Annotated in this window: 22 protein-coding genes; 10 read left to right on the plus strand and 12 right to left on the minus strand. The window is 55.7% G+C overall.

Features of this window, described 5'->3' with window-relative positions:
* Window positions 1–69: 69 nt before the first annotated feature.
* Entirely contained in the window at window positions 70–423 is a 354-nt protein-coding gene (locus NR302_RS18770) for a YijD family membrane protein (protein ID WP_008109647.1), read from the minus strand.
* Window positions 424–441: 18 nt separating this feature from the next.
* A complete protein-coding gene (gene fabR, locus NR302_RS18775) occupies window positions 442–1,086 on the minus strand; it encodes an HTH-type transcriptional repressor FabR (RefSeq protein ID WP_008109648.1) in 645 nt (214 codons plus the stop codon).
* A gap of 194 nt (window positions 1,087–1,280) precedes the next feature.
* On the opposite strand from fabR, the gene sthA reads away from it, so the two are divergent.
* Window positions 1,281–2,681, plus strand: coding sequence for a Si-specific NAD(P)(+) transhydrogenase (sthA, locus tag NR302_RS18780; RefSeq protein ID WP_008109650.1), 1,401 nt, complete (start codon window positions 1,281–1,283; stop codon window positions 2,679–2,681).
* On the opposite strand, the gene oxyR is transcribed toward sthA, so the two are convergent.
* The 5 genes from oxyR to argC all read right to left on the minus strand — a co-directional run bounded on the left by oxyR (window position 2,664) and on the right by argC (window position 8,343).
* The gene (oxyR, locus tag NR302_RS18785) at window positions 2,664–3,581 is read right to left on the minus strand and encodes a DNA-binding transcriptional regulator OxyR (protein ID WP_008109652.1); all 918 of its coding nucleotides are present in this window, start codon (window positions 3,579–3,581) and stop codon (window positions 2,664–2,666) included. The two genes, sthA and oxyR, sit on opposite strands and share 18 nt — an antisense overlap.
* A gap of 287 nt (window positions 3,582–3,868) precedes the next feature.
* Window positions 3,869–5,242, minus strand: a complete 1,374-nt coding sequence (argH, locus tag NR302_RS18790; RefSeq protein ID WP_061720278.1) for an argininosuccinate lyase — start codon at window positions 5,240–5,242, stop codon at window positions 3,869–3,871.
* Between the two features lie 75 nt (window positions 5,243–5,317).
* Window positions 5,318–6,535, minus strand: a complete 1,218-nt coding sequence (locus tag NR302_RS18795) for an argininosuccinate synthase (protein ID WP_258144163.1) — start codon at window positions 6,533–6,535, stop codon at window positions 5,318–5,320.
* Between the two features lie 14 nt (window positions 6,536–6,549).
* Window positions 6,550–7,323 carry an acetylglutamate kinase gene (gene argB / locus NR302_RS18800; protein WP_007885411.1) on the minus strand — a complete coding sequence of 258 codons (774 nt, stop codon included), beginning with the start codon at window positions 7,321–7,323 and terminating at the stop codon, window positions 6,550–6,552.
* Window positions 7,324–7,338: 15 nt separating this feature from the next.
* Window positions 7,339–8,343, minus strand: coding sequence for an N-acetyl-gamma-glutamyl-phosphate reductase (gene argC / locus NR302_RS18805; RefSeq protein ID WP_110868176.1), 1,005 nt, complete (start codon window positions 8,341–8,343; stop codon window positions 7,339–7,341).
* Window positions 8,344–8,510: 167 nt separating this feature from the next.
* Here argC and argE point away from each other — a divergent pair, with 167 nt between their 5' ends.
* Together argE and ppc are read left to right on the plus strand one after the other, a co-directional pair.
* On the plus strand, window positions 8,511–9,659 hold the full coding sequence (gene argE / locus NR302_RS18810; RefSeq protein WP_258144164.1) for an acetylornithine deacetylase: 1,149 nt from the start codon (window positions 8,511–8,513) through the stop codon (window positions 9,657–9,659).
* A 257-nt stretch (window positions 9,660–9,916) separates the two neighbouring features.
* Window positions 9,917–12,568 carry a phosphoenolpyruvate carboxylase gene (gene ppc / locus NR302_RS18815; protein ID WP_008109660.1) on the plus strand — a complete coding sequence of 884 codons (2,652 nt, stop codon included), beginning with the start codon at window positions 9,917–9,919 and terminating at the stop codon, window positions 12,566–12,568.
* A gap of 85 nt (window positions 12,569–12,653) precedes the next feature.
* Here ppc and metF read toward each other — a convergent pair whose 3' ends face one another.
* The 3 genes from metF to metB all read right to left on the minus strand — a co-directional run bounded on the left by metF (window position 12,654) and on the right by metB (window position 17,364).
* On the minus strand, window positions 12,654–13,550 hold the full coding sequence (metF, locus tag NR302_RS18820; RefSeq protein ID WP_154157428.1) for a methylenetetrahydrofolate reductase: 897 nt from the start codon (window positions 13,548–13,550) through the stop codon (window positions 12,654–12,656).
* 218 nt (window positions 13,551–13,768) lie between these two features.
* Window positions 13,769–16,201, minus strand: coding sequence for a bifunctional aspartate kinase/homoserine dehydrogenase II (locus NR302_RS18825; protein ID WP_008109663.1), 2,433 nt, complete (start codon window positions 16,199–16,201; stop codon window positions 13,769–13,771).
* 2 nt (window positions 16,202–16,203) lie between these two features.
* Window positions 16,204–17,364 (minus strand): cystathionine gamma-synthase, encoded by a 1,161-nt coding sequence (metB, locus tag NR302_RS18830; RefSeq protein WP_008109665.1) that lies wholly within the window; start codon window positions 17,362–17,364, stop codon window positions 16,204–16,206.
* A 274-nt stretch (window positions 17,365–17,638) separates the two neighbouring features.
* Here metB and metJ point away from each other — a divergent pair, with 274 nt between their 5' ends.
* Complete coding sequence (metJ, locus tag NR302_RS18835) at window positions 17,639–17,956, plus strand: met regulon transcriptional regulator MetJ (protein WP_007885403.1); 318 nt, start codon at window positions 17,639–17,641, stop codon at window positions 17,954–17,956.
* A gap of 77 nt (window positions 17,957–18,033) precedes the next feature.
* Here metJ and rpmE read toward each other — a convergent pair whose 3' ends face one another.
* Window positions 18,034–18,249 carry a 50S ribosomal protein L31 gene (rpmE, locus tag NR302_RS18840; RefSeq protein WP_007885402.1) on the minus strand — a complete coding sequence of 72 codons (216 nt, stop codon included), beginning with the start codon at window positions 18,247–18,249 and terminating at the stop codon, window positions 18,034–18,036.
* Window positions 18,250–18,459: 210 nt separating this feature from the next.
* Between rpmE and priA the strand changes: the two genes are divergently transcribed.
* The 6 genes from priA to rraA all read left to right on the plus strand — a co-directional run bounded on the left by priA (window position 18,460) and on the right by rraA (window position 25,535).
* Window positions 18,460–20,658, plus strand: coding sequence for a primosomal protein N' (priA, locus tag NR302_RS18845; RefSeq protein WP_258144165.1), 2,199 nt, complete (start codon window positions 18,460–18,462; stop codon window positions 20,656–20,658).
* Window positions 20,659–20,857: 199 nt separating this feature from the next.
* Window positions 20,858–21,862 (plus strand): DNA-binding transcriptional regulator CytR, encoded by a 1,005-nt coding sequence (gene cytR, locus NR302_RS18850; protein ID WP_374990650.1) that lies wholly within the window; start codon window positions 20,858–20,860, stop codon window positions 21,860–21,862.
* Window positions 21,863–22,013: 151 nt separating this feature from the next.
* Entirely contained in the window at window positions 22,014–22,928 is a 915-nt protein-coding gene (ftsN, locus tag NR302_RS18855) for a cell division protein FtsN (RefSeq protein WP_061720337.1), read from the plus strand.
* An 89-nt stretch (window positions 22,929–23,017) separates the two neighbouring features.
* Window positions 23,018–23,554 carry an ATP-dependent protease subunit HslV gene (gene hslV / locus NR302_RS18860; RefSeq protein ID WP_008109674.1) on the plus strand — a complete coding sequence of 179 codons (537 nt, stop codon included), beginning with the start codon at window positions 23,018–23,020 and terminating at the stop codon, window positions 23,552–23,554.
* 5 nt (window positions 23,555–23,559) lie between these two features.
* Entirely contained in the window at window positions 23,560–24,897 is a 1,338-nt protein-coding gene (gene hslU / locus NR302_RS18865) for an HslU--HslV peptidase ATPase subunit (protein WP_008109676.1), read from the plus strand.
* A gap of 152 nt (window positions 24,898–25,049) precedes the next feature.
* A complete protein-coding gene (rraA, locus tag NR302_RS18870) occupies window positions 25,050–25,535 on the plus strand; it encodes a ribonuclease E activity regulator RraA (protein ID WP_061720294.1) in 486 nt (161 codons plus the stop codon).
* A gap of 50 nt (window positions 25,536–25,585) precedes the next feature.
* On the opposite strand, the gene zapB is transcribed toward rraA, so the two are convergent.
* Window positions 25,586–25,825, minus strand: a complete 240-nt coding sequence (gene zapB, locus NR302_RS18875) for a cell division protein ZapB (RefSeq protein ID WP_007885384.1) — start codon at window positions 25,823–25,825, stop codon at window positions 25,586–25,588.
* Between the last annotated feature and the right edge of the window lie 35 nt (window positions 25,826–25,860).

The following is a 25,860-nucleotide window of genomic DNA, read 5'->3' on the forward strand; positions in this document are numbered from 1 at the left end:
GTCGCCATAAATGGCGACCCTACGGTTTGTAGGGTGCGCATTCATGCGCACCGAACAGCAGTCGAAGCCTTAATTACGGTTTTTACGGCGGAAACGCATCCCAATCCAGAACACCAGCGCCACCATCAGAATGGTCGGGATGAAGTTGGAGCCGATATCCGGATATTCCGCCCGCACCAGCGCGCTATAAACCAAAATACCCAGCAGGAAGAACGCCGCCGCCAGAGAAGGCATACCGTCTGGCATATTGCGGTTGAGATAACGCTGATGCAGACACCAGGCCGCGAGGCCAAGCGCGATCAGCGGGAATATCGAAAAGGGAACAAACGTGCTGAACAGCACCGAAAAGGAGCCGTTGATCGCTAAACCGGTGATAAAAGCCAATAAAAGCGTTCCTTTATCGCGTGGGTTTTGCTCAATCATTTCATTATCCTTATCACATTACTCTTCGGGTTTTTCCAGGGTAACTGCCAGGCGCTCTTGCTCCCGGCGATACCAGTAATAAGCGCCTTTGGCGATCATACGCAGCTGCAGCACTAATCGATCCTCCAGCTTGCGGCGCTGCTCAATATCAACGTCCAGCGCTTCGGCACCCGCGCTAAACACAATCGTTACCATTGCTTCGGCCTGCGCTTCGGTGAAGCTGCGCGGCATGCGATTTTCCAGCTCAAGGTAATCGGCCAGTTCGGCGATGAAGTGCTGAATCTCACGGGCAACGGCGGCACGAAATGCTGCCGAGGTTCCGGAGCGCTCGCGTAGTAAGAGCCGAAAAGCGTTGGGATTGTTCCCGATGAACTCCATAAAAGTTGCCACCGAGGTTTTAATGATGCTGCCGCCCTTGGCAATACGCTGGCGCGCCTGACGCATTAACTGGCGCAGCATCAAGCCGCTTTCATCCACCATGGTCAAGCCCAGCTCGTCGACATCGCGGAAGTGACGATAAAATGAGGTCGGCGCAATCCCCGCTTCGCGTGCAACTTCGCGCAAACTCAGGCTGGCAAAACTCCTTTCTGCACTTAACTGACTGAAGGCAGCTTCAATCAGTGAACGTCGTGTACGTTCTTTTTGTAGCGCTCTGACGCCCATTTTCCCGGCCTTTTAGGTGATTTGGCAGGCACTATAACAAACTTTTCAGCGTACAGCGGTGCAAACTTTGTGAACGCCTGTGAACCTCACGCTTTGTCAAACTTCAGCAATTTACGCTGTTAGAATTCAGATGTGCGCGGCGAGATGTTAGAATCTCGTTGTAAAAATGTGATAAAAAAATAGGACGTACTGGTATGCAAAAGTCTTACGATTACGATGCCATTGTGATTGGCTCCGGTCCGGGCGGCGAAGGTGCGGCGATGGGGCTGGTGAAGCAGGGAGCGCGTATTGCAGTGATCGAACGCTACCACAACATCGGCGGCGGTTGTACTCACTGGGGAACCATCCCTTCCAAAGCCTTGCGTCACGCTGTCAGCCGTATCATCGAGTTCAATCAAAACCCACTTTACAGCGATCACACTCGACTCCTGCGCTCCTCATTCGCCGACATTCTCAACCACACCGAGAACGTGATCAGTCAGCAAACCGCGATGCGTCAGGGTTTCTACGAGCGCAACCGCTGTGAACTTTATCAGGGCGATGCCCGTTTTGTTGATGCCAACACCATCGAAGTGGAACAACCCGACGGCACCCGCGAGCGCTTAACCGCTGAGAAATTCGTTATTGCCTGCGGTTCTCGCCCGTATCATCCAGCGGATGTCGATTTTACCCATCCACGCGTTTACGATTCCGACTCCATCCTCAACCTGCACCATGAACCTGGCCACGTCATCATTTACGGCGCCGGCGTGATTGGCTGTGAATATGCCTCGATTTTCCGCGGCCTGAACGTCAAGGTTGACCTGATCAACACCCGCGACCGTCTGCTGGCGTTCCTCGATCAGGAGATGTCAGATTCCCTCTCCTATCACTTCTGGAACAGCGGCGTGGTGATTCGTCACAACGAAGAGTTCGAGAAGATTGAAGGCGTCGATGACGGGGTGATTATTCACCTTAAATCGGGCAAAAAAGTGAAAGCCGATTGCCTGTTGTACGCAAACGGTCGAACCGGTAACACCGATTCACTGGCGCTGGAGAACGTGGGACTGGAAGCGGATGGCCGTGGCCTGCTGAAAGTGAACAGCATGTATCAAACCGCGCTGCCGCATATTTACGCAGTCGGTGACGTGATTGGTTATCCAAGCCTGGCCTCTGCTGCTTACGATCAGGGCCGCATCGCCGCGCAGGCAATTATCAAAGGTGAAGCCACCGCGCATCTGATCGAAGATATTCCAACCGGGATTTACACCATTCCGGAGATCAGCTCCGTTGGTAAAACCGAACAGCAGCTGACGGCGATGAAAGTGCCGTATGAAGTGGGCCGTGCGCAGTTCAAACATCTGGCGCGTGCGCAGATTGTTGGTATGCACGTCGGCAGCCTGAAGATTCTGTTCCACCGCGAAACCAAAGAGATTTTAGGGATTCACTGCTTTGGCGAGCGTGCTGCGGAGATCATTCACATCGGCCAGGCCATCATGGAACAGAAGAACGGCGGCAACACGATTGAGTACTTCGTGAATACCACCTTCAACTATCCCACCATGGCCGAAGCCTATCGTGTGGCAGCGTTAAACGGCTTAAACCGCCTGTTTTAACGAGGTATCCAGATAACCCTTCATGTGGGTTTTGATTGCTTCTGCCAACTGCTCATAGCGGCTGCGCAGAGGCGATCCTGGACGATAGACCAACGCAATGGTGCGCTGTGGAACAGGCTTGTAGCACGGTAAATAGCAGACGCCATCACGTTCGCGCTCATTCGGCACGGACAGCGCAGGCAGCAAGGTAATGCCGCTTCCGGCGGCCACCATGTTGCGCAGCGTCTCCAGACTGGTGGCGCGGAAATGCGTGTCTTCATCGGCACCGGCTTCGAAGCAGAAGCCCATCGCCTGATCGCGCAGGCAGTGCCCATCTTCCAGCATCAGTAATTTCTCACCGGCCAGATCCGACATCGGCACGCGATCGCGATCGCGCCACGGATGATCGGCATACACCGCCAGCGTCATTGGCTCATCAAACAGTGGCACCTCAATAAAGGCTTCACTCTCTTTCACCAACGCCACGATGGCGCAGTCCAGCTTGCCGCTGTCGAGCTGTGCCAACAGTTGCTGCGTCTGTGCTTCATGCAGGTACATTTCGAGTTTGGGGAAGGTTTTGTGCAGCATCGGGATGATGTGCGGCAGCAGATACGGCCCGGTGGTTGGAATCAAACCAATGTGCAGCGGTCCAGACATCGCTTCGCCTTGCTGGCTCGCCATCTCCTTCAGCACTTTCACTTCGCGCAGCACGGTTCGCGCTTGATCCACCAGCAACAGTCCAGCCTGAGTAAACAACACCTTACGGCTGGTACGCTCCAGCAGCATCACACCAAGTTCATCTTCCAGCTTACGAATCTGTCCACTTAAGGTGGGTTGGCTGACATGACATGCGTCAGCTGCACGCCGGAAATGGCGATGCTCCGCAAGTGAAACCAGGTATTCGAGATCACGAATATTCATTGAAATCCTCCAAACCACGATAGCCCGTGGCGATAGATAGAATAGCAATGAACGATTGGCCCTATCAAGGCGTGAGCGGGAATAATGCGCGCATCAAATGATCTGGAGCAGAACCTGCAAACTGCTTAAAACAAATCACTGTGCTGGCCGGGAGTGGCCTGCCCTTGATGATGTGCCTATAACAAAATGTAATTCCGAAGCTAGAGGTTGGCGGGCTACCGAAGAGGTGCCCGCTTTTTTTTGCGTTGGATTTATTGGTCGCCATGAATGGCGACTCTACGAAGAGATTAACCTAAACGCTTCTGCGCTTCGCCGATGGCGAAGGCGACCTGCTGAGGCGACACGCCACCCTGCGCATTACGCTTATCGAGACAGGATTGCAGCGACAGAATCGGATACACGTCATCCTCAATCACCGCACTGAACTGCTTTAACTGCGCCAAAGTCAGTGCTTCCAGCGCCACGCCCTGCTTGATCGCTTCCACCACGGTTTCACCGACAATGTGGTGCGCTTCGCGGAACGGAACGCCTTTTGCCACCAGATAATCGGCCAGCTCGGTAGAGTTAGCGTAGCCCTGCTCAGCGGCTTCCTGGCAACGCGGACGTTTTACCTGAATGCCATCCAGCACCAGCACCGACATATGCAGGCAGTCGAGCCAGGTATCAAGCGCATCGAACAGCCCTTCTTTGTCTTCCTGCATATCTTTGTTGTACGCCAGCGGCAGGCCTTTCAACGTCATCATCATGCCTGTCAATGCGCCCTGCACACGGCCACATTTGCCACGGATCAGCTCCAGCGCATCCGGGTTTTTCTTCTGCGGCATCAGCGAAGAGCCGGAAGTGACTTTATCAGAGAGCTCAAGGAAGCCCGCTTCACCGGTGTTGAAGAAGATCAGGTCTTCGGCAAAGCGTGAAAGATGCACCATACCAATCGAGGCGTCTGACAGCAGCTCCAGCACGTGATCGCGATCGGAAACGGTATCGAGGCTGTTACGCGTGGCAGAAGCAAAACCTAACCAGCCGGCCAGCTGCTGACGATCAATCTCGTAAGCGGTACCGGCCAGCGCGCCGCAACCCAGCGGACTGACATCCATACGCTTCAGTGCATCCTGCAAACGGCTCTCGTCACGCGCCAGCATTTCAACGTACGCCAGGCACCAATGCGCGAAAGTCACCGGCTGCGCACGCTGCAGGTGCGTATAACCTGGCATCACCGCGTCCTGATTGGCTTCTGCCGTGGCAACCAGCGCCGACTGCAGTTCGCGCGTCGCCTCCAGCAGCACGGCAACCTGCTCTTTGCACCACAGTTTCAGATCGGTCGCGACCTGATCGTTACGGCTACGGCCGGTGTGCAATTTCTTGCCCAGCGCGCCGACTTTATCGATCAGCTTGCCTTCCACCCAGCTGTGAATATCTTCCGCATCGCTTTGCAGAATCTGCTCCGGATTGGCGCGTACCTCGGCCAGCAGCTCATTTAACGCGCTTTCCAGCTGTTGCTGCTCTTCATTGGTCAGCACGTTGACCGTTACCAGCGCTTTTGACCAGGCAATCGAGCCGGTAATGTCCTGCTCGGCCAGGCGATAGTCAAAACGCAGCGAGTCGTTGAACTGTTTGAACCGTTGGTCTGCTGCCTGCGAAAAACGTCCGCCCCAAAGTGCCATCTGAATTACTCCTGAATCCGTTATAGAAAAGGCGGCCCGAAGCCGCCCTTGCAAATTATGTCGATTGCCGCGGTATTACTTCTTCTGCTCGTTCAGCGCGCGAATGCGTGAAGAGAGTGAGAACAAGCGGATAAAGCCGCCCGCGTGACGGTGATCGTAAACTTCGTCTTCGCCAAAGGTAGCGAACTCTTCTGAATACAGGCTGTTAACAGAGGTTTTCTGAATCGCCGTGGCGTGGCCTTTGTACAGCTGCAGTACCACTTCGCCGTTCACCTCTTCTGCCAGTGATTCAGCAGCGGCCTGGATGGATTTACGCAGCGGCGCGAACCAGCGGCCATCGTAAACCACGTAAGACATTTCATGGCCCAGTTGCTCACGCCATTTGAAGCTATCGCGATCCAGCACCAGCTGTTCAACCGCACGCAGCGCATTCACCATGATGGTGCCGCCCGGGGTTTCGTAGCAGCCGCGAGACTTGATGCCTACCAGACGGTTTTCCACGATGTCGATACGACCGACGCCGTGTTTCGCACCCAGCACGTTGAGTTTTTCCAGGCACTGGAACGGGCTCAGCTTCTCGCCGTTCACTGCGACAACGCGACCTTTCTCAACGGTAACGGTGACGTTTTCTGGCTGATCTGGCGCTTCCAGTGGATCAACGGTCCACACCCAGCAATCTTTGTTCGGGGCATTGGCTGGGCTTTCCAGCACGCCACCTTCGGTAGAGATGTGCCATGCGTTCTCATCACGGCTGTAGATTTTTTCCAGCGACGCGGTGGTCGGGATATTGCGCTCTTTCAGGTAATCCAGCAGCGCCTCACGTGAACGCAGGTCCCATTCACGCCATGGCGCAACCACTTTCAGCTGTGGTGCCAGCGCGGTGTAGGTGGTTTCGAAGCGCACCTGATCGTTACCTTTACCGGTTGCGCCGTGGCACAGTGCATCTGCGCCCACTTTCAGCGCCAGCTCAACTTGGGCTTTGGCGATAATCGGACGCGCCATTGAGGTACCCAGCAGGTAAGTACCTTCGTACAGTGCGCCAGTTTGCAGCACCGGATAAACGTATTCGCTGATGAACTCTTCACGCAGATCGGCCACGTGGCACTCAGATGCACCTGACTGCAGTGCTTTCTTCTCAACGCCTTCTAAATCTGCCGGATCCTGGCCAATGTTCGCCACGAACGCCACCACTTCACAGCCGCCGTAGTTCTCTTTCAACCATGGAATGATGGCTGAAGTATCCAGACCGCCTGAGTAGGCCAGAACGATTTTTTTGATGTTTTGCGTGCTCATGTCTTAATCCTTGATTATGCGAGAATCCGGGTGCCAATCGACACGCCGTTGAAAAGGGTTGGCAGTTGTTCAGCATGACGCCAGCTGGCGATATCGACCGGGCGACCGAGCGTGCGAGCGGCATCGAGCGCCGCGTTCACTTTCACGATCATGCCATCGGTGATGATGCCCTGCGCAATCAGCTGTTCCGCTTTCGCGGCGGTCATCTCTTCAATGCGTTGACCTTTGCCATCGAGAATGCCGCTAACGTCAGACAACAGCACTAAATCGGCACCAATGGTCGCCGCCAGCGCAGTCGCCGCCTGGTCAGCGTTGACGTTCATCAACTCGCCGCCGTCGGTAATGCCAATTGAGCTGATTACCGGCATGTAGCCCGCCGCCAGCAGCGTGTTCACCAGCGCCGGATTGCCAGGCGTTGCGTTGCCAACATGTCCCAGCTCTTCATCGAACTGCGCCACATTAACCAAACCGGCGTCGCCGAGGCACAAACCCACTGCGCCGATGCCATATTTCTTCGCCCACGCCAGCAGCGTTTTGTTGGCGGTACCGGCTAACGCACCGGTAATAATGTCAATCTGATCGGCTGGCGTCACGCGCAAACCGTTCTTCTTTTTCACCGGCAGCGCGAGCTTCTTCATCAGCTCGTCCACCACGCAACCACCGCCGTGCACAATGATCAGCGGACGCTGATGTTCATTGCGGTACGCCAGCAGGGCATCAAACAGACGGGCCAGCGCTTCTTCGCTATCCAGCAGCACGCCACCCAGTTTAATGATCAATGGATTCATTGCGTTATCCGTTCGTTAAATCAAAGACAGCGTTTCGGGGAAGCCGAAACGAATGTTCAAACACTGAACCGCCTGCGATGAGGCGCCTTTCAGCAGGTTATCTTCGGCAGCCACCACAATCAGGTGCTCGCCTTGCATGGCGAAGCCGATGTCGCAAAACGGCAAACCGACCACCGCTTTCAGCGCCGGTACGCCTTTGTCATACACGCGCACCAGCGGTTTGTCGTGGTATGCATTATGGAAAGCATCCGCCACATCCTGCTGCGTCACGCCCGCTTTCAGGCGGCAGGTAGTGGTCGACAAAATACCGCGCGGGAAGCTGCCCAGATGTGGCGTGAAGATCACCGGCGTACCGAGATGTGCCACGATTTCCGGGTGATGACGGTGATTAAACAGGCCGTACGGCTGCAAGCTCACTTCACAGAAGCTGGTGCCAACGTTGGCTTTGCGCCCTGCACCGCTCACGCCGCTGGTGGCGTTAATCACTGGCCACTGTGCATCGTTAAGCAAGCCCGCTGCGATCAGCGGTTTCAGCGAAAGCTGGGCTGCGGTTGGGTAGCAACCCGGCACCGCAACCAGCTCCGCATCTTTGATTTTGTCGTGCTGCCATTCGGCCAGGCCGTAAACCGCCTTATCCAGCCAATCCTGATGCTGATGGCTGAAACCGTAATATTGGGTATAGAAAGCGTCGTCGTTTACGCGGAACGCGCCGGAGAGATCGAACACCACGCAACCGGCTTTGAGGAATTCAGGTGCCAGATCGTGGCTGACTTCATGGGCGGTGGCGAGGAACACCACATCCACTTTGTCGGCCCATTCAGCGGCGTCGCTCAGCGGCTGCAGCGGCAAATCGACAATGCCTTTGAGTTGCGGATGCAAATCCGACAATAACTTTCCAGCATCCGGGCTTTGCGCTGAAACCGCCAAAGCGGTTATGTTCATATGCGGATGGCGATTCAGGTAGGTGGCAAGCTCTACGCCAGCGTAACCACTGGCACCAACGATCAGCGTATTCAACATCAGGCTGTATACCTTATTACAGTCACGTATCGGGTCGCGGCCTTGCCCCGTTGCCCAGAATGCCGTTTGCAGAAGATTTGATGCTTCACATGCAAGCGACGTTATTGTATTTTTATTCACTATTAATGCATGAATATTGATACATCCTAACCCAAGGACCGTCAACAGTGAAGACAAAATTACCACCTTTTATCGAACTCTACCGCCAGTTGATTGCCACGCCATCAATCAGCGCAACCGATAGCGCACTGGATCAGAGTAATGAAACTTTAATCAATTTGCTGGCCGGCTGGTTCCGCGATATTGGCTTCAGTGTAGAAGTGCAGCCTGTGCCTGGCACGCGGCATAAATTCAACATGCTGGCGCGCAGCGGATTGGGCACAGGCGGCCTGTTACTGGCCGGTCATACCGACACCGTTCCCTACGATGATGGCCGCTGGACGCGCGATCCCTTCACGCTGACGGAACACGACAACAAGCTTTACGGCCTGGGCACCGCCGATATGAAAGGCTTCTTTGCCTTTATTCTGGATGCGCTGCGTGACGTTGACGTGACCAAACTCAGCAAGCCGCTCTACATCCTCGCCACCGCCGATGAAGAGACCACCATGGCGGGCGCGAAGTATTTCTCTGAATCAACGCAACTGCGTCCGGATTGCGCCATCATCGGCGAGCCAACCTCGCTCAAGCCGGTGCGCGCGCACAAAGGTCATCTGTCGAATGTGATTCGTATTCAGGGACAATCGGGCCACTCCAGCGATCCGTCACGCGGCGTCAACGCCATTGAGCTGATGCATGAATCCATCACCCAACTGATGCAGTTGCGAAACACGCTGAAAGAGCGTTACAACCACGATGGGTTTGCCATTCCTTATCCAACCATGAACTTCGGCCATATACATGGTGGCGACGCCGCTAACCGCATTTGCGCCTGCTGTGAATTGCATATGGATATTCGTCCGCTGCCGGGCTTAACCCTGAGCGATTTAGATGGTCTGCTGAATGACGCGCTGGCACCGGTGAGTGCACGCTGGCCAGGACGATTAACCGTGGGTGAACTGCATCCGCCGATTCCAGGCTACGAATGCCCGGCCGATCATGAGCTGGTGCAAGTGGTGGAGAAGCTGCTGGGCGTGCCAACCGAAGTGGTGAACTATTGCACTGAAGCGCCTTTTATCCAGCAATTGTGCCCAACGCTGGTTTTAGGCCCGGGATCTATCAATCAAGCCCACCAACCTGATGAGTTTATTGATACCGCATTTATCAAGCCGACTCATGCGCTTATCACTCAAGTCGTGCAGCATTTTTGTCATTGATGAACAACAGATGGGGCATTTCACTGTTAAATCAGCAAATTGCCCCGTCATTGTTCGGGATTTGATAATAAGAATAACTTATCTCGCTTCGCTGCAAGCAAATTCTTTGAATTTCCGCCATTTAGCAGCACATTTACGTAGATTTAAGGCAATTGACGTGCAGGAAGATACGTGGCTAGATAAAAGACGATGTTATGCCCGTGGGTAAATAATTCCCGTGGGGATATTTAAAAAGATGATGAGGGTGTCAGGGTCCAATGAACGAACAATATTCCGCAATGCGAAGTAATGTCAGTATGCTCGGCAAACTGCTCGGGGATACGATTAAGGATGCACTAGGAGAGAACATCCTCGACCAGGTGGAGACCATCCGTAAACTCTCTAAGTCATCCCGTGCGGGAAATGACACCCATCGTCAGGAACTGCTGACCACGCTGCAAAATCTGTCGAATGACGAGCTGCTGCCGGTGGCGCGTGCCTTTAGCCAGTTCCTTAATCTCACCAACGTCGCTGAACAGTACCAAACCATTTCGCGTAGCGGTGATGGCGCGAACCATCCTGAACTGCTGAAAAAGACTTTCGAGCGCCTGAAACAGCAAGGCGATATCAGCGAAGCGGCAATCCGTCAGTCGATTGAAGAGCTGTCGTTGGAGCTGGTGCTGACTGCGCACCCCACCGAAATTACCCGCCGCACGCTGATCCATATGCTGGGCGAAGTGAACAGCTGCTTGCAGCAACTCGATCACAGCGATATTTCCGATTACGAGCGCACGCAGGTGATGCGCCGTCTGCGCCAGCTGGTGGCACAAGCGTGGCACACCGACGAAATCCGCAAATACCGTCCAACGCCAATCGATGAAGCCAAATGGGGCTTTGCCGTGGTGGAAAACAGCCTGTGGCAAGGCGTGCCAGCCTTCCTGCGTGAGCTGAACGAGCAAGTTGAAGAGACCTTTGGCATTAAGCTGCCGGTCGATTTCGTGCCGATTAAATTTACCTCGTGGATGGGCGGCGACCGTGACGGCAACCCGAACGTCACCGCACCGATTACCCGCCACGCGATGCAGCTGAGCCGCTGGAAAGCCGCGGACCTGTTCCTGCGCGATATCGGCGTGCTGGTTTCTGAGCTGTCGATGTCCGAATGTAGCGACGAAGTGCGCGAGCTGTGCGGCGATCCGGAAGCGCTCGAGCCGTACCGTATGGTGCTGAAGCGCATTCGCAGCCAGCTGATGACCACGCAGGCCTATCTTGGCCGCCGTCTGAAAGGCGAGCGCCTGCCGCGTCCGGCCGATCTGCTGGTCTCCAACGATCAGCTGTGGGAACCGCTGTTCGCTATCTACCAATCTCTGCAACAGTGCGGCATGGGCATCATCGCCAACGGCCAGCTGCTGGACACGCTGCGCCGCGTGAAGTGTTTCGGCGTGCCGCTGGTACGTATCGATATCCGTCAGGAGAGCACCCGCCATACCCAGGCGATTGCCGAAGTGACGCGCTATCTTGGCCTCGGTGATTACGAAAGCTGGTCAGAAGCCGATAAACAAGCCTTCCTGATCCGCGAACTGAATTCTAAGCGTCCGCTGTTGCCGCATCAGTGGGAACCGGGCGATGAGACGCGTGAAGTGCTGGATACCTGCAAAGTGGTGGCCGAAGCGCCGCAGGGTTCAATTGCTTCCTACGTGATATCCATGGCGAAAACGCCGTCGGACGTGCTGGCAGTGCATCTGCTGCTGAAAGAAGCCGGCATTCCTTACGCCATGCCAGTTGCGCCACTGTTCGAAACCCTTGATGACCTGAACAACGCCAACGATGTGATGACGCAGTTGCTGAACATCGACTGGTATCGCGGCTTTATCAACGGCAAACAGATGGTGATGATTGGCTATTCCGACTCAGCGAAAGATGCCGGTGTGATGGCCGCCAGCTGGGCGCAATATCAGGCGCAGGACGCGCTAATCAAAACCTGCGAGAGCGCGGGCATTACGCTGACGCTGTTCCACGGACGCGGCGGCTCAATCGGTCGTGGCGGCGCGCCAGCCCATGCTGCGCTGTTGTCACAACCGCCAGGCAGCCTGAAAGGTGGCCTGCGCGTGACCGAACAGGGCGAGATGATTCGCTTCAAATACGGTTTGCCAGAAGTCACCATCGCCAGCCTGTCGCTGTATACCGGTGCGATTCTGGAAGCCAACCTGCTGCCACCGCCGGAACCAAAGCGCGAATGGCAGGAGATCATGAATGGTCTGTCGGCGCACTCCTGTGCGATGTATCGCGGTTATGTGCGTGAAAACCCAGACTTCGTGCCCTATTTCCGTTCAGCCACGCCAGAGCAGGAACTGGGCAAACTGCCGCTGGGTTCACGTCCGGCTAAACGTCGCCCAACCGGCGGTGTGGAATCGCTGCGTGCTATTCCATGGATCTTCGCCTGGACGCAGAATCGCCTGATGCTGCCAGCCTGGCTGGGCGCGGGTGCCGCGTTGCAGAAAGCGATGGATGAAGGTCATCAGGATGAGCTGGAGAACATGTGCCGCGAGTGGCCGTTCTTCGCCACACGTCTTGGCATGCTGGAGATGGTGTTCTCGAAAGCCGATCTGTGGCTGGCGGAATATTACGATCAGCGTCTGGTGGATAAATCACTGTGGCCGCTCGGCAAGCAGCTGCGCGATCAGCTGGATGCGGATATCAAAGCGGTACTGACCATCGCTAACGATGCGCATTTGATGGCCGACCAACCATGGATTGCTGAATCTATCGCGCTGCGTAACGTCTATACCGATCCGCTGAACGTGTTGCAGGCTGAACTGCTGCATCGTTCGCGTGCGCAGGAAGAGCGCGGAGATGAGCCTGATGCGCGTGTAGAACAAGCGCTGATGGTGACGATCGCGGGTGTCGCGGCGGGAATGCGTAATACCGGTTAATCGAGTGAAATGATGTGAAAAAGGAGCCAACCGGCTCCTTTTTTATTGGATTTTGTAGGGTCGCCATTCATGGCGACCGCCAATCTTAACCACCCATCGCCGGACGCACGCCCAACGTGTGACAAATCGCGTAACTCAGCTCTGCACGGTTCAGCGTATAGAAATGGAAATCCTTCACCCCTTCTCGCGACAGGATTTTCACCATGTCCATGGCAACACTGGCACCGACCATTTTGCGCGTTTCCGGATCGTTATCCAGACCTTCAAACATCGCACTCATCCAGCCCGGCACACGCACATTGGTCATGGTGGCGAAGCGTTGTAGCTGCTTGAAGTTAGAAACCGGCAAAATACCCGGCACGATTTCCACATCGATACCGGTTGCGACACAGCGATCGCGGAAACGCAGGTAGCTTTCCACATCGAAGAAGAACTGGGTGATGGCGCGGTTAGCACCGGCATCAATTTTACGTTTCAGATTGATCAGATCGGCCTGCGCACTTTTCGCTTCAGGATGCACTTCCGGATAGGCCGCCACCGAGATATCGAAATCGCCGACGTCTTTCAGCAATTCAACCAAATCCGAACCGTACATTTCCGGCTTGCCGCTGCCCGGCGGTAAATCACCGCGCAGTGCCACGATATGACGAATGCCGCTATCCCAGTAATCACGTGCGATAGCGCGCAGCTCATCACGCGTGGCATCGATACAGGTGAGATGCGGTGCCGCTTCCAGACCGGTACGATCTTTAATGCCTTTAATGATGCTGTGCGTACGGTCGCGTTCGCCAGAGTTGGCACCGTAGGTGACGGAGACGAATTTTGGCTTCAGGCTGCTCAGTCGATCGATTGAGCTCCACAGAGTTTCTTCCATTTCACTGGTGCGTGGCGGGAAAAATTCGAAAGAGACATTAATTTGCCCGTTCAACTCAGCCAGGCTCTGGTTCAACGCTTCGCGTTGATTGGCGTGAAAGAAACTCATCCTAATTACCTCGTCATCACATATCGATTATTTTGCGGCCTTCGAACATCCATACGTTTAGACGTCCAGATGCACAAAATGAACGATTCGCGCGCCAGCGTCAACAGAAAATTAATGTACGGGCGTGACAAATCTTCAATCAAGGTGAAAGCGTTTCATTATGCGCGGGAGAAGGTGAAGAGTGCAGACGGACGATGCCGTCTGCAGAGTGAGACAGATTACAGCAGCTGTGCGAGGCGGTTGATATCCGATTGCAGCGCGCCCGCTGTGACATCCCGGCCTGCGCCCGGTCCGCGAATCACCAGCGGATTATCGCGATACCAGCGGCTTTCGATGGCAAACACGTTATCGCACGGCAGCAATGCGGCCAGCGGATGCTCGGGGCGTACCGCTTCCACGCCGACGCGCGCTTTGCCATTGGCATCGAAGCGCGCCACGTAACGCAGCACTAAGCCCATCTCTTGCGCCGCTTCCAGACGCTGCAGCATCTGGTCATTCAGTTCGTCGGCGTTTTCGAAGAAGTGATCAATCGATTCACCGTCGCAAATCGCCGGCACCAGCGATTCAACACGCACCTGATCCGGCTCGATGTCGTAGCCCGCTTCACGCGCCAGAATCACCAGCTTGCGCATCACGTCCTGCCCGGACAAATCAACGCGCGGGTCCGGTTCGGTCAAGCCTTGCTGCCACGCCTGATCGACCAGCTCACTAAATGGCACCGTGCCGTCAAATTGCAGGAACAGCCAGGAAAGCGTGCCGGAGAAAATGCCGCTGATTGCCAGAATGCTATCGCCGCTTTCGCGCAAATCGCGCACCGTGTGATTGACCGGCAAACCGGCACCGACGGTGGCGTTATACAGCCAGTGACGACCGGTTTTGGCGAAAGCATCGCGCACCTGACGCCAGCTCTGACCACTCGACGCACCGGCAACCTTGTTGGCGCTGATAACGTGGAAGCCGTGGCTGGCGAAATCGTGATACTGCTGCGCCAACTGCTCGCTGGCGGTGACGTCCAGCACCACTAAATCATCGAACGGGTGCGCACGCATCCACAGGAACAGCGACTCTTCATCACGCTCGACCGCTTCATCATCAAAGAACGCCAATGCGCGGCTGGCTTCCAGACCGTCGTAGCTCAGCAAACTGCGGCTGCTGTCTGCGACGCCCGCCAGCACATACTCAAATCCCGTACGCGCCGACAATGTTTCCTGCTCGCGGGCAAACAGCTCCAGCCAGCGTGAACCGATGTTGCCTTTGCCGAATAGCATCAAACCGATGCGTTTTTCTGCGCGGAACAGCGACTGATGCAGTCCCTGAATCAGGTGCTGCGTCGGGCCGACGCGCAAGACCGCCACGATGCTGATGTGATCTTCCGATTGCCAGACAAACTCCACCGGCTGATCTTTGATTTGCTGCCAGAAGCGATGGCTGTGCAGCGGATTACGCGTCACGCCTGCGCCCACCAAGGCCACCAGCGCTAAACCGTCGCGCAGCTGCAGATGGCCCGGCAGTGCGGCATCCTGCAATAGGTTGAAGGCGCTATTCACCACTTCCGAGGTGTAACACAGCTGCAGCAGGCGACGATCGGGATGCACGCCGATCGCCAGCGGACGCAGCTGCGCACGCTTCAGCAGCAGATCGATCTCTTTCTGCTGCGTTTTGAAATCGTGATTGTCGGGAATTTGAATCTCCACCAGACATACATCATCGTGGCTGGTGACGATACGCGCGCCGGTGCCGGAGGCCAGCACGCGCTCAATGCGCGTCGAGCCCTGCTCCGGTTGATAGCTGCAACGCAGCTGCAAGTCGATGTCGCTGTTGGAAACCGGCTGCAAGGTACGAGTGTGCAGCACCGGCGCAGCCAGACGCGCCAGCTCGCTGGCTTCATCAAGACGCAGCAGCGGCAGCAGGCACGCATCAGAAACTTTGCGCGGATCGGCACTGTAAACGCCCGCCACATCGCTCCAGATGGTCACGCGCCCCACGCCCGCCAGCGCACCAATCTGCGTTGCCGAGTAGTCCGAGCCGTTACGTCCGAGCAGCACGGTTTCACCCGCTTCGCTACGGCTGATAAATCCTGTCACCACCAAACGCTTATGCGGATGCTGCGTTAACAGCTCCTGCAGCAGCGGCCATGATTTGCCTTCATCAACCTGCGGCTGCGCGGCACGTTCAGCACGCAGGAAGTCACGCGCATCAAGCCAGGCGGCTTCGATCTCGCGCTGGCTTAGCACCGCGGCCATCAAGCGCGCCGACCAGATTTCGCCGTGCCCCACCACTTCGGCATAGACCGCATCGGTGATGGTGCCATCGAGCAGCGCCGCCAGTCTTTCCAGATCGCGTATAAAGGAAGACGTCAGGGTTTCGGCATATTCAGCAGGCAGCAGCGCAGCAATTAACTCGCTGTGAAAACGCCGTAAAGCCTGTTGCACCTGATGGGCAGATAAGCGATCGCTCTGGCTCAATTTCAGCCAGCTGATCAACTGGTTAGTGGTGCTGCCTGCGGCAGAGACCACCATTAAGTCGCCTGGCTGGCTGTAATCCGCCATGATGCTGGCCACGCGCTGATAGCAACGTGCGTCGGCCAGGCTACTGCCACCAAATTTATGCAACTGCTTGATCGGCGTTCCCGCGCCCACTGAACTCGTCATGATTACTCCTCGGCTGCGATCCGGAATGCATTATCCAGATCGGCGATTAAATCTTCGTGATCTTCAATCCCAACAGAAATACGCAGCAGTGTTTCCGAAATTCCCGCTGCCGCGCGCGCTTCTGCAGACATGCCGGCATGCGTCATGGTTGCGGTATGCGAAATCAAACTCTCTACGCCGCCGAGCGATTCGGCCAGCGTGAACAGCTGCAGCGCTTTCAGGAAGCGGCGCAGGCGAGCCTCATCGGCATCGATTTCGAAACTCAACATGGCACCAAAGCCACGCTGCTGACGTACCGCAAACTCATGACCGGCATTTTCCGGCAGAGACGGATGATACAGTTTTTTCACCAGCGGTTGTTGCTTCAGGTAATCAACAATCGCCAATGCATTGCGTTGTGCTGCGGCGATGCGCGGCGACAGCGTGCGCAAACCGCGCAGCAGCAGGTAGCTATCAAACGCTGCGCCGGTTACACCAATATTATTCGCCCACCACGCCAGATCGGTGGCCATCGCCGGATCTTTCGAAATCACCGCGCCCGCCACCACATCAGAGTGACCATTCAGGTATTTGGTGCAGGAGTGAACAACCAGATCGGCACCCAGCGCCAGCGGGTTTTGCAACGCCGGGCTGAGGAAGGTGTTGTCCACCACGCTAATGGCGCCCGCTTCACGCGCGGCGGCGCAGATGCTGGCGATATCCACCACGCGCAATAAAGGATTGCTTGGGCTTTCAACCAGCACCAGTTTTGGCTTCTCGGCCAGGGCAGCGGCCAGCGCCGCTTTGTCGCCCTGATCGACAAACTTAACGCGATACGCACCACGCTTGCTCAGGCTATCGAACAGACGATAGCTGCCGCCGTAACAGTCGTGTGGCGCAACCAGCAGATCGCCCGGCTTCAGGAACACAGTTGTCACCAAATGAATCGCCGACATGCCGGTATTGGTTAATACCGCGCCTGCACCACCTTCCAGCTCTGCCAACGCGCGCTGCACCACATCACGCGTTGGGTTACCACGACGTGAATAGTCATGCGCACGCGGCTCATTGAAGTCGAGGAAGTTATAGGTGCTGGAGAGATGAATCGGTGGGACAACGCAGCCATATTGCTCGTCATCATTCAAACCGCTACGTACTGCGATGGTTGCCTGTTTACGCGTCATGGTGCTTACTGTTCCTGAAGAAAAAGAAGAGCAACAGAATAACATTCCGCACATAGACGTCAATACATCTGGACATCTAAATGTCTTTGCGTATAGATTGAGCAAATCATCAATAACCGCTAAAATTGTCCGTCATCGCCTGGTGTTCAGCGCGCTTTCCTTTGCAGAAGCGGTGCTCAAGCATAAAACCTGCGGTTTAAGGGGTCAGGCATCGAAAAATCGGGCATAATCAACGGATTTCCCCATATTCAACTTTTATTGATTAAGGTAACCCATGGCTGAATGGAACGGCGAATATATCAGCCCTTACGCTGAACATGGCAAGAAGAGCGAGCAGGTTAAGAAAATCACAGTTTCTATCCCGCTGAAAGTGCTGAAGATTTTAACGGATGAGCGCACCCGCCGTCAGGTGAATAACCTGCGTCACGCCACCAACAGCGAACTGCTGTGTGAAGCCTTTTTGCATGCTTTCACCGGGCAGCCTCTGCCGAACGATGTCGATTTGCGTAAAGAACGCAGCGATGAGATTCCGGAAGAAGCGAAACAGATTATGCGTGAAATGGGCATCGATCCCGATAGCTGGGAATACTGAAGCCAGAAATAAAAAAACCCAGCCGAGGCTGGGTTTTTTCTTGCTGCCGAATCGCGAAGATTCGACGGCCAAAAATCTTATTTCTTGCTTGCTGGCACGCTGAAACGCTTGTTGAAGCGATCTACACGGCCACCGGTGTCAGCAATACGCTGCTTACCAGTGTAGAACGGGTGGCATTTGCCGCACACGTCCAGGTTCAGACCAGAAGCCATGGTTGAACGGGTGTTGATCACGTTACCGCAAGAGCAAGTCATGGTTACTGCTTCGTACTTAGGGTGAATACCTTGTTTCATGGGAGAACCTCATAAAAGGCCGTGTCGCTCTCCGTGCCAGGCTCAGCCTGCACAGCACCACACGCGGTTGAACATTAAGTGTATGCTCCGACAAGCGATCTCATCGAAGGCGGCATAGTATACAGAAATTAACCGGTTTTAGCAAATAGCCGCTTCCTAATTAGGCGTGTACACTACTTCTCCTTAATTCAGAACTGGATAGAGATTCAGATGCCCGTTGTTCAGGTTGCCCTGCCCGTTCCGCTACCTCGCCTGTTTGACTACTTGCTGCCTGCCGATGCGCCGCAGCCGGTGGCGGGCGCACGCGTGAATGTGCCGTTCGGCAATCGCAAAATGATCGGCATTGTGGTCGGCACGCGCGAGACCAGCGATCTGCCACTGACGCAGCTCAAGCAGATAGAAAGCGTGCTCGACGATCAAAGTCTGTTCTCGCCCGCCCTGTGGCGCATTTTGCATTGGGCCGCCACCTATTATCATTCTCCGCTCGGCGAAGTGCTGAACCATGCGCTGCCGGTGCTGCTGCGTCAGGGCAAACCGGCGCAGGAAGCGCCGCTGTGGCAATGGGTGATAAATGATGCTGGCCGTGAAGTGGCGATGGAGAGCCTGAAGCGCGCGCCGAAGCAGCAGCAAGCACTGGCGATGCTGCGTCAGCGACCGCTCTATCGTCATCAGGTCAGCGAACACGATTTTACCGATGCCGCGCTGCAAGCGTTGCGCGCTAAAGGCTTGTGCGATTTGCGTGAACATACGCCGCAGATGTACGACTGGCGCACCAGCTTTGCCGTCAAAGGTGATCGCCTGCGCCTGAATACCGATCAGGCGATGGCGGTGGGCGCGATGCGCAGTGAAGACGATCACTATGCGCCGTGGCTACTGGCCGGCATTACCGGTTCGGGTAAAACCGAAGTGTATCTCAGCGTGCTGGAAAACGTGCTGGCACGCGGCAAACAGGCTTTGGTGCTGGTGCCGGAAATCGGCCTGACGCCGCAAACCATCGCCCGCTTCCGCGAACGTTTCGATGCGCCGATTGATGTGCTGCACTCAGCGCTGAATGATAGCGAACGCCTGGCCGTCTGGCTGCGCGCGCGCAGCGGCGAAACCGCGATTGTTATCGGCACACGCTCGGCGCTGTTCACGCCGCTGGCGCGTCCCGGCGTCATCATTATTGATGAAGAGCACGACAGCTCGTACAAACAGCAGGAAGGCTGGCGCTATCAGGCGCGCGATCTGGCGGTGTTCCGCGCGCATGAGGAAGACATTCCGATTGTGATGGGTTCGGCCACGCCGGCGCTGGAAACGCTGCACAACGTGCGCGTCGGCAAATATCGCCAGCTCAATCTCACCAAACGCGCGGGCAATGCTAAACCGGCGTTGCAGCAGCTGATCGATCTTAAAGGCCAGCAGCTGAAAGGCGGGCTGGCACCGGCGCTGCTCGGCAAAATGCGCCAACATCTACAGGCCGACAATCAGGTTCTGCTATTCCTCAATCGCCGCGGCTTCTCTCCGGCGCTGATGTGCCACGATTGCGGCTGGCTGGCGGAGTGTCAACGCTGCGATAGCTACTACACGCTGCACCAGAACCATCGCCAGCTGCGCTGCCACCATTGTGATAGCCAGCGCCCGCTGCCGAATCAGTGCCCGAGCTGTGGTTCGACGCATTTGATGCCGGTTGGCGTCGGCACCGAACAGCTGGAACAGCAGTTGGGCACGCTGTTCCCCGGCGTGCCGGTATCGCGCATCGATCGCGACACCACCAGCCGTAAAGGTGCGCTGGAGCAGCATCTGGCCGATGTGCATCGCGGCGGCGCGCGTATTCTGGTGGGCACGCAAATGCTGGCGAAAGGTCATCACTTCCCGGATGTCACGCTGGTGTCGCTGCTGGATGTCGATGGCGCGCTGTTCTCTGCTGATTTCCGTGCCGCCGAGCGCTTCGCTCAGCTTTACACGCAGGTCGCGGGCCGCGCAGGTCGAGCCGGTAAACAGGGCGAAGTATTGCTGCAAACTCATCATCCGGAACATCCGCTGCTGCAAACGTTGCTGCATCGCGGCTATTTTGCTTTTGCCGATCAAACGTTGCTGGAACGTCAGTCGGTGCAGCTGCCGCCGTGGACCAGCCATGCGCTGTTCCGCGCTGAAGATATGGATAACCAACAGGCGGCGGAATTCCTTACTCAGCTGCGCAATTTGCTGGAAGCCAGCCCGCTAAAAGATGAGGCGATGTGGCTGATGGGGCCGGTTCCGGCATTGGCACCGAAACGCAGCGGACGCTGGCGCTGGCAGCTGCTGTTGCAGCATCCGTCACGCAAACGTCTGCAACAGCTGCTGAGCGGATCGCTGCCGCTGATCGCCACCTTGCCTGCTTCGCGCAAAGTGAAATGGACGCTGGATATCGATCCCACTGAGAGCTAAGCCGCGCCACATCTGCGAGCCAGATCGAAAAAAGTCGCACAAGTCACAATTTTTATGCAAATTAAGTAACAACCCGGCGCGACCTTGGGTTAACAATAGTGCCGACCCGGTTGAAGCCCGGTAATGTCAGAAAATCAATGCGCTGTACCGCGTCAGGAGTTATACGTTGGACCAGAAGCAACCCTCCACCGCCGCCACCATGAAAGATGTGGCCGAGAAAGCAGGCGTTTCAACCGCCACGGTTTCACGTGCGTTGATGAATCCAGAAAAAGTCTCTGCTGCGACCCGGCTCAAGGTCGAAAAAGCCGTGATTGCCGTGGGTTATGCGCCGCACGGTTTGGCGCGCAATGCCAAACGCGGTGAAACGCAAACCATTCTGGTAATTGTGCCGGACATCTGCGATCCCTTCTTCAGTGAGATCATTCGCGGCGTGGAAGTCACCGCTGCGCATGAAGGTTATCTGGTACTGATTGGCGATTGCGCGCATCAGAACAAACAGGAAAAAACCTTCCTGAATTTAATGCTGACGCGCCAGATCGACGGCATGGTGCTGTTGGGTTCACAGCTGCCATTTGAGGCGGGCATTGAAGATCAGCGTAACCTGCCGCCAATGGTGATGGGCAACGAATTTGCGCCGGAAATGGCGTTGCCAACGGTGCATATCGATAACCTGACCGCCGCTTTTGAAGCAGTAAATCACCTGTTGCAGCTCGGTCATCGCCAAATCGCCTGCATCACCGGGCCAGAACATATTCCGCTGAGCCAATATCGTTTGCAGGGCTACATTCAGGCGCTGCGTCGCAGCAACATCGCCATCGATCCGACGATGATTGTGCACGGCGACTTCACCTTTGAAGCCGGTGCAAATGCGCTTAAGCAGTTGATGAGTTTGCCGCAGCCTCCGAAAGCGATCTTCTGCCATAGCGATTTAATGGCGCTGGGCGCGATGAATCAGGCACGCAAACTCGGCATGCGCATTCCACAGGATTTGTCGGTAGTGGGCTTTGATGATATCGAACTGGCGCAGTACTACGATCCACCGCTGACCACCGTGGCGCAGCCGCGCTTTGCCATTGGTCGTGAAGCGATGCTGCTATTACTTGATGAGCTGCAGGGCAAACGCGTGAATAACGGTTCGCGCCTGCTGGATGCAGAGTTGCGCGTGCGCGGCAGTACGGCACCGGCGGCAAAACGGGAAAAATAGCGCGTAGAAGCCTGCATTTTCAGCGGATTCTGAAGGCAGACTGTGCTGGTCAAAGTTCCAGCCCTTGCGTAACATGGCGCATTCATTGCCGGGCAATTAACAGCACATTTACATGCCCATTGGCATTTTTTTGAAGGGTAGCAGAACGAAAGTGGCACAGAAAGATTATGTAGGCCGCGGGCGTTCAACAGGGACGCGTCGCAAAAAACCCGCCAGCCGCAGCAAGAAAAGCAAAGGCGGATCAGGCACTTCAAAGCTCATGATGGTACTGGCCGTGGCCGTGCTGGTCACCTTTGCCGGTGGTTTATGGTTCATCTCGCATCATAAGAAAGAAGAGATTGAGGTCATTCCAAACCACAAAGCCAACGGTAACGGCCTGCCGCCGAAGCCGGAAGAGCGCTGGAAGTACATCAAAGAGCTGGAAAATCGCCAAATTACCGTTCCGTCGCCGACTGAGCCTTCGGCCGGTGGCGTGCAATCTCAAACTCAGCTGACCGATGAACAGCGCCAGTTGCTGGAGCAGATGCAGGCCGATATGCGCCAGCAGCCGACGCAGTTGAACGAAGTGCCGTGGAACGAACAAACCCCGGCGCAGCGCCAGCAAACGCTGCAGCGTCAGCAGGTGCAGCAACAGCAGCAGCAGGTTCAGCAGCAACAACAGCAGCAGTTGCAACGTCAGCAGCAACAGTTACAACAGCAGCAGCGTCAGCAACAGTTGCAGCAACAACAGGCCGCGCGTCAGCAGCAACAACAGCAAGCTGCGCCGATCACGCGTGAGCCAACGCAGCAGACCAAACCGCAGGAAACGGCCAAGGCGAAAACCGAAGAGAAAGCCTCTTCACAGCGCTGGATGGTGCAGTGTGGATCGTTCAAAGGTACCGATCAGGCGGAATCAGTACGCGCCGGTCTGGCATTTGAAGGATTCGAGAGCCGCATTACTACCGGCGGTGGCTGGAATCGCGTGGTGATCGGGCCGTTCAAAGATCGCAGCAGCGCCGACAGCACAGTCAAACGCTTACACAGTTCCGGCCACGGAAGTTGTATTCCCCTCGCTGCTGGGGGTTGAAACCCCTTTTTCCTACCCCATATCTGGTTGCATGATACTCCGCGCCGAGTGCGCGGAGTTCCTTTTCTACTGCAACAAGGGGTCTGCCCGTGACAACAATAGTAAGTGTACGACGCAACGGCCAGGTAGTGATTGGCGGTGATGGCCAGGCTACGCTCGGCAATACCGTAATGAAAGGCAACGTTAAAAAAGTCCGTCGTCTTTACAACGATAAAGTGATCGCCGGTTTTGCTGGCGGTACCGCAGATGCCTTCACCCTGTTTGAACTGTTTGAGCGCAAGCTGGAAATGCACCAGGGCCATCTGGTGAAAGCGGCGGTCGAACTGGCTAAAGATTGGCGTACCGATCGCATGCTGCGCCGCCTCGAAGCGCTGCTGGCGGTAGCCGACGAAAACTCCTCATTAATCATCAGCGGCAACGGCGACGTTATCCAGCCGGAAAATGACCTGATTGCAATTGGTTCTGGTGGGCCTTACGCCCAGGCAGCGGCACGCGCGTTGTTGGAAAACACCGACATTGGTGCGCACGATATCGTGGAGAAAGCGCTGAACATCGCTGGCGATATCTGTATCTACACCAACCACAATATTAACTTCGAAGCATTACCGTCTAAGGCTAAGGACTAAACATCATGTCTGAGATGACTCCACGCGAGATTGTCAGCGAGCTTAACCGCTTTATTATCGGCCAGGACGGCGCAAAGAAGGCGGTCGCGATCGCCCTGCGTAACCGCTGGCGCCGCATGCAGCTCGACGAAGAGCTGCGCCACGAAGTGACGCCGAAAAACATTCTGATGATTGGTCCAACCGGCGTCGGTAAAACCGAAATCGCCCGTCGCTTAGCCAAACTGGCTAACGCACCGTTCATCAAAGTGGAAGCCACCAAATTCACCGAAGTCGGTTATGTCGGTAAAGAGGTGGATTCCATCATTCGCGATCTGACCGATTCTGCCATCAAGATGGTGCGCAGCCAGGCGATCGAGAAGAACAAATACCGCGCGGAAGAGATGGCGGAAGAGCGCATCCTCGATGTGCTGATCCCACCCGCGAAAAACAACTGGGGCCAGGCTGAACAAGCGGCTGAGCCATCAACAGCGCGTCAGTCCTTCCGCAAGAAACTGCGCGAAGGCCAGCTGGATGACAAAGAGATTGAGATCGATCTGGCCGCTTCATCGGCTGGCGTTGAAATCATGGCGCCTCCGGGCATGGAAGAGATGACCAGCCAGCTGCAATCGATGTTCCAGAACCTCGGTGGCCAGAAGCAGAAACCGCGTAAGCTTAAAATCAAAGAAGCCATGAAGCTGCTGATTGAAGAAGAAGCGGCCAAGCTGGTGAACCCGGAAGAGCTGAAGCAGGATGCAATCGATGCCGTTGAGCAGCACGGTATCGTGTTCATCGACGAAATCGACAAAATCTGTAAGCGCGGCGGCCAGAATGCGGGCGGTCCAGACGTATCACGCGAAGGTGTGCAGCGCGACCTGCTGCCGCTGGTTGAAGGCTGCACCGTTTCCACCAAGCACGGCATGGTGAAAACCGACCACATTCTGTTTATCGCTTCCGGCGCGTTCCAGGTCGCTAGCCCGTCAGATCTGATCCCAGAACTGCAAGGTCGTCTGCCGATTCGCGTTGAACTGCAGGCGCTGACCGTCAACGACTTCGAGCGCATCCTCACCGAGCCAAACGCCTCGGTTACCGTGCAGTACAAAGCATTGATGGGCACCGAAGGGGTCAATATCGACTTCACCGATGACGCCGTGCGTCGTATCGCCGAAGCCGCCTGGCAGGTGAACGAAACCACCGAGAACATCGGTGCGCGTCGTCTGCATACCGTGCTGGAGCGTCTGATGGAAGATATCTCGTATGACGCCAGCGATCGTAACGGCGAATCGATCACTATCGATGCCGAGTACGTTGGTAAGCATCTGGATGAGCTGGTGGCCGACGAAGATCTCAGCCGCTTCATTCTGTAAGCTTTACCCGCGAAATCGCTGCCCGGCCACTGTGCCGGGCTTATTTTACGCAGGATATTGATGCAACGCTTTTTTGGCGGTTGATGATTTTGCCAACAATCGCCAGATAGCGATATACTTAGCGCTCCTGTGGCAAACAGACGAAAACCCTCATGAAATACGATACATCTGAACTCTGTGACATCTACCACGAAGCTGTGAATGTTGTTGAACCGCTTTTTTCGAACTTTGGTGGGCGCAGCTCATTCGGTGGTCAAATCACCACAGTGAAATGTTTCGAAGATAACGGCTTACTCTACGATTTGCTGGAAGAGAACGGTCGGGGTCGCGTATTGCTGGTGGATGGCGGCGGTTCGGTCCGTCGCGCACTGGTCGATGCTCAGCTGGCAAGTCTGGCGGCACAAAATGAGTGGGAAGGCATTGTGGTTTACGGCTCGGTGCGTCAGGTAGACGACCTTGAAGAGCTGGAAATCGGCATTCAGGCGATTGCGGCGATTCCGGTGGGTGCAGCGGGTGAAGGCATTGGCGAAAGTGACGTGCGCGTTAACTTCGGCGGCGTGACCTTCTTCTCTGGTGACCATCTGTATGCCGACAACACCGGCATCATTCTGTCTGAAGACGCACTCGACATCGAGTAAGCCGCAACAAAAACGGGTGCCGCGGCACCCGTTGGTTTAAGCATCGACGCTTAAACTTCTTCCATTTTTCCCAGCAGTGCCCGCAGACGATCCTGCCAGACATGCTGCTCTTCTTTCAGATGCTGATTTTCACGCACCAGTGCATCCTGGTTACCTGAAGCCTGGCTGACTTCGTTTTTCAGCGTATTGTTTTGCTCTTTCAGCTCTTCAATTTCCATCTGCAGCAGAGTGATGGTATCAATCGCCTGCTGTACTTTCGCTTCCAGTTTCTCGAACACTTCAAATGACATCTTTCTGACCTCTCCTAAATCTTGCAAGGCGTTGA

This window comes from Pantoea sp. SOD02, from assembly GCF_024707505.1.
GTDB lineage: Bacteria > Pseudomonadota > Gammaproteobacteria > Enterobacterales > Enterobacteriaceae > Pantoea > Pantoea symbiotica.

Bases quoted from the DNA above. Each gene is read 5' to 3' on its own strand.
- priA (WP_258144165.1), top strand. From the start codon at position 18,460: ATGCCCGTTGTTCAGGTTGCCCTGCCCGTTCCGCTACCTCGCCTGTTT.
- metB (WP_008109665.1), bottom strand. From the start codon at position 17,364: ATGACGCGTAAACAGGCAACCATCGCAGTACGTAGCGGTTTGAATGAT.
- rpmE (WP_007885402.1), bottom strand. From the start codon at position 18,249: ATGAAACAAGGTATTCACCCTAAGTACGAAGCAGTAACCATGACTTGC.
- NR302_RS18795 (WP_258144163.1), bottom strand. From the start codon at position 6,535: ATGAGCACGCAAAACATCAAAAAAATCGTTCTGGCCTACTCAGGCGGT.
- zapB (WP_007885384.1), bottom strand. From the start codon at position 25,825: ATGTCATTTGAAGTGTTCGAGAAACTGGAAGCGAAAGTACAGCAGGCG.
- argH (WP_061720278.1), bottom strand. From the start codon at position 5,242: ATGGCACTTTGGGGCGGACGTTTTTCGCAGGCAGCAGACCAACGGTTC.
- metF (WP_154157428.1), bottom strand. From the start codon at position 13,550: ATGAGTTTCTTTCACGCCAATCAACGCGAAGCGTTGAACCAGAGCCTG.
- argB (WP_007885411.1), bottom strand. From the start codon at position 7,323: ATGAATCCATTGATCATTAAACTGGGTGGCGTGCTGCTGGATAGCGAA.
- fabR (WP_008109648.1), bottom strand. From the start codon at position 1,086: ATGGGCGTCAGAGCGCTACAAAAAGAACGTACACGACGTTCACTGATT.
- argC (WP_110868176.1), bottom strand. From the start codon at position 8,343: ATGTTGAATACGCTGATCGTTGGTGCCAGTGGTTACGCTGGCGTAGAG.
- NR302_RS18770 (WP_008109647.1), bottom strand. From the start codon at position 423: ATGATTGAGCAAAACCCACGCGATAAAGGAACGCTTTTATTGGCTTTT.
- ppc (WP_008109660.1), top strand. From the start codon at position 9,917: ATGAACGAACAATATTCCGCAATGCGAAGTAATGTCAGTATGCTCGGC.
- hslU (WP_008109676.1), top strand. From the start codon at position 23,560: ATGTCTGAGATGACTCCACGCGAGATTGTCAGCGAGCTTAACCGCTTT.
- oxyR (WP_008109652.1), bottom strand. From the start codon at position 3,581: ATGAATATTCGTGATCTCGAATACCTGGTTTCACTTGCGGAGCATCGC.
- NR302_RS18825 (WP_008109663.1), bottom strand. From the start codon at position 16,201: ATGACGAGTTCAGTGGGCGCGGGAACGCCGATCAAGCAGTTGCATAAA.
- metJ (WP_007885403.1), top strand. From the start codon at position 17,639: ATGGCTGAATGGAACGGCGAATATATCAGCCCTTACGCTGAACATGGC.
- rraA (WP_061720294.1), top strand. From the start codon at position 25,050: ATGAAATACGATACATCTGAACTCTGTGACATCTACCACGAAGCTGTG.
- sthA (WP_008109650.1), top strand. From the start codon at position 1,281: ATGCAAAAGTCTTACGATTACGATGCCATTGTGATTGGCTCCGGTCCG.
- cytR (WP_374990650.1), top strand. From the start codon at position 20,858: ATGAAAGATGTGGCCGAGAAAGCAGGCGTTTCAACCGCCACGGTTTCA.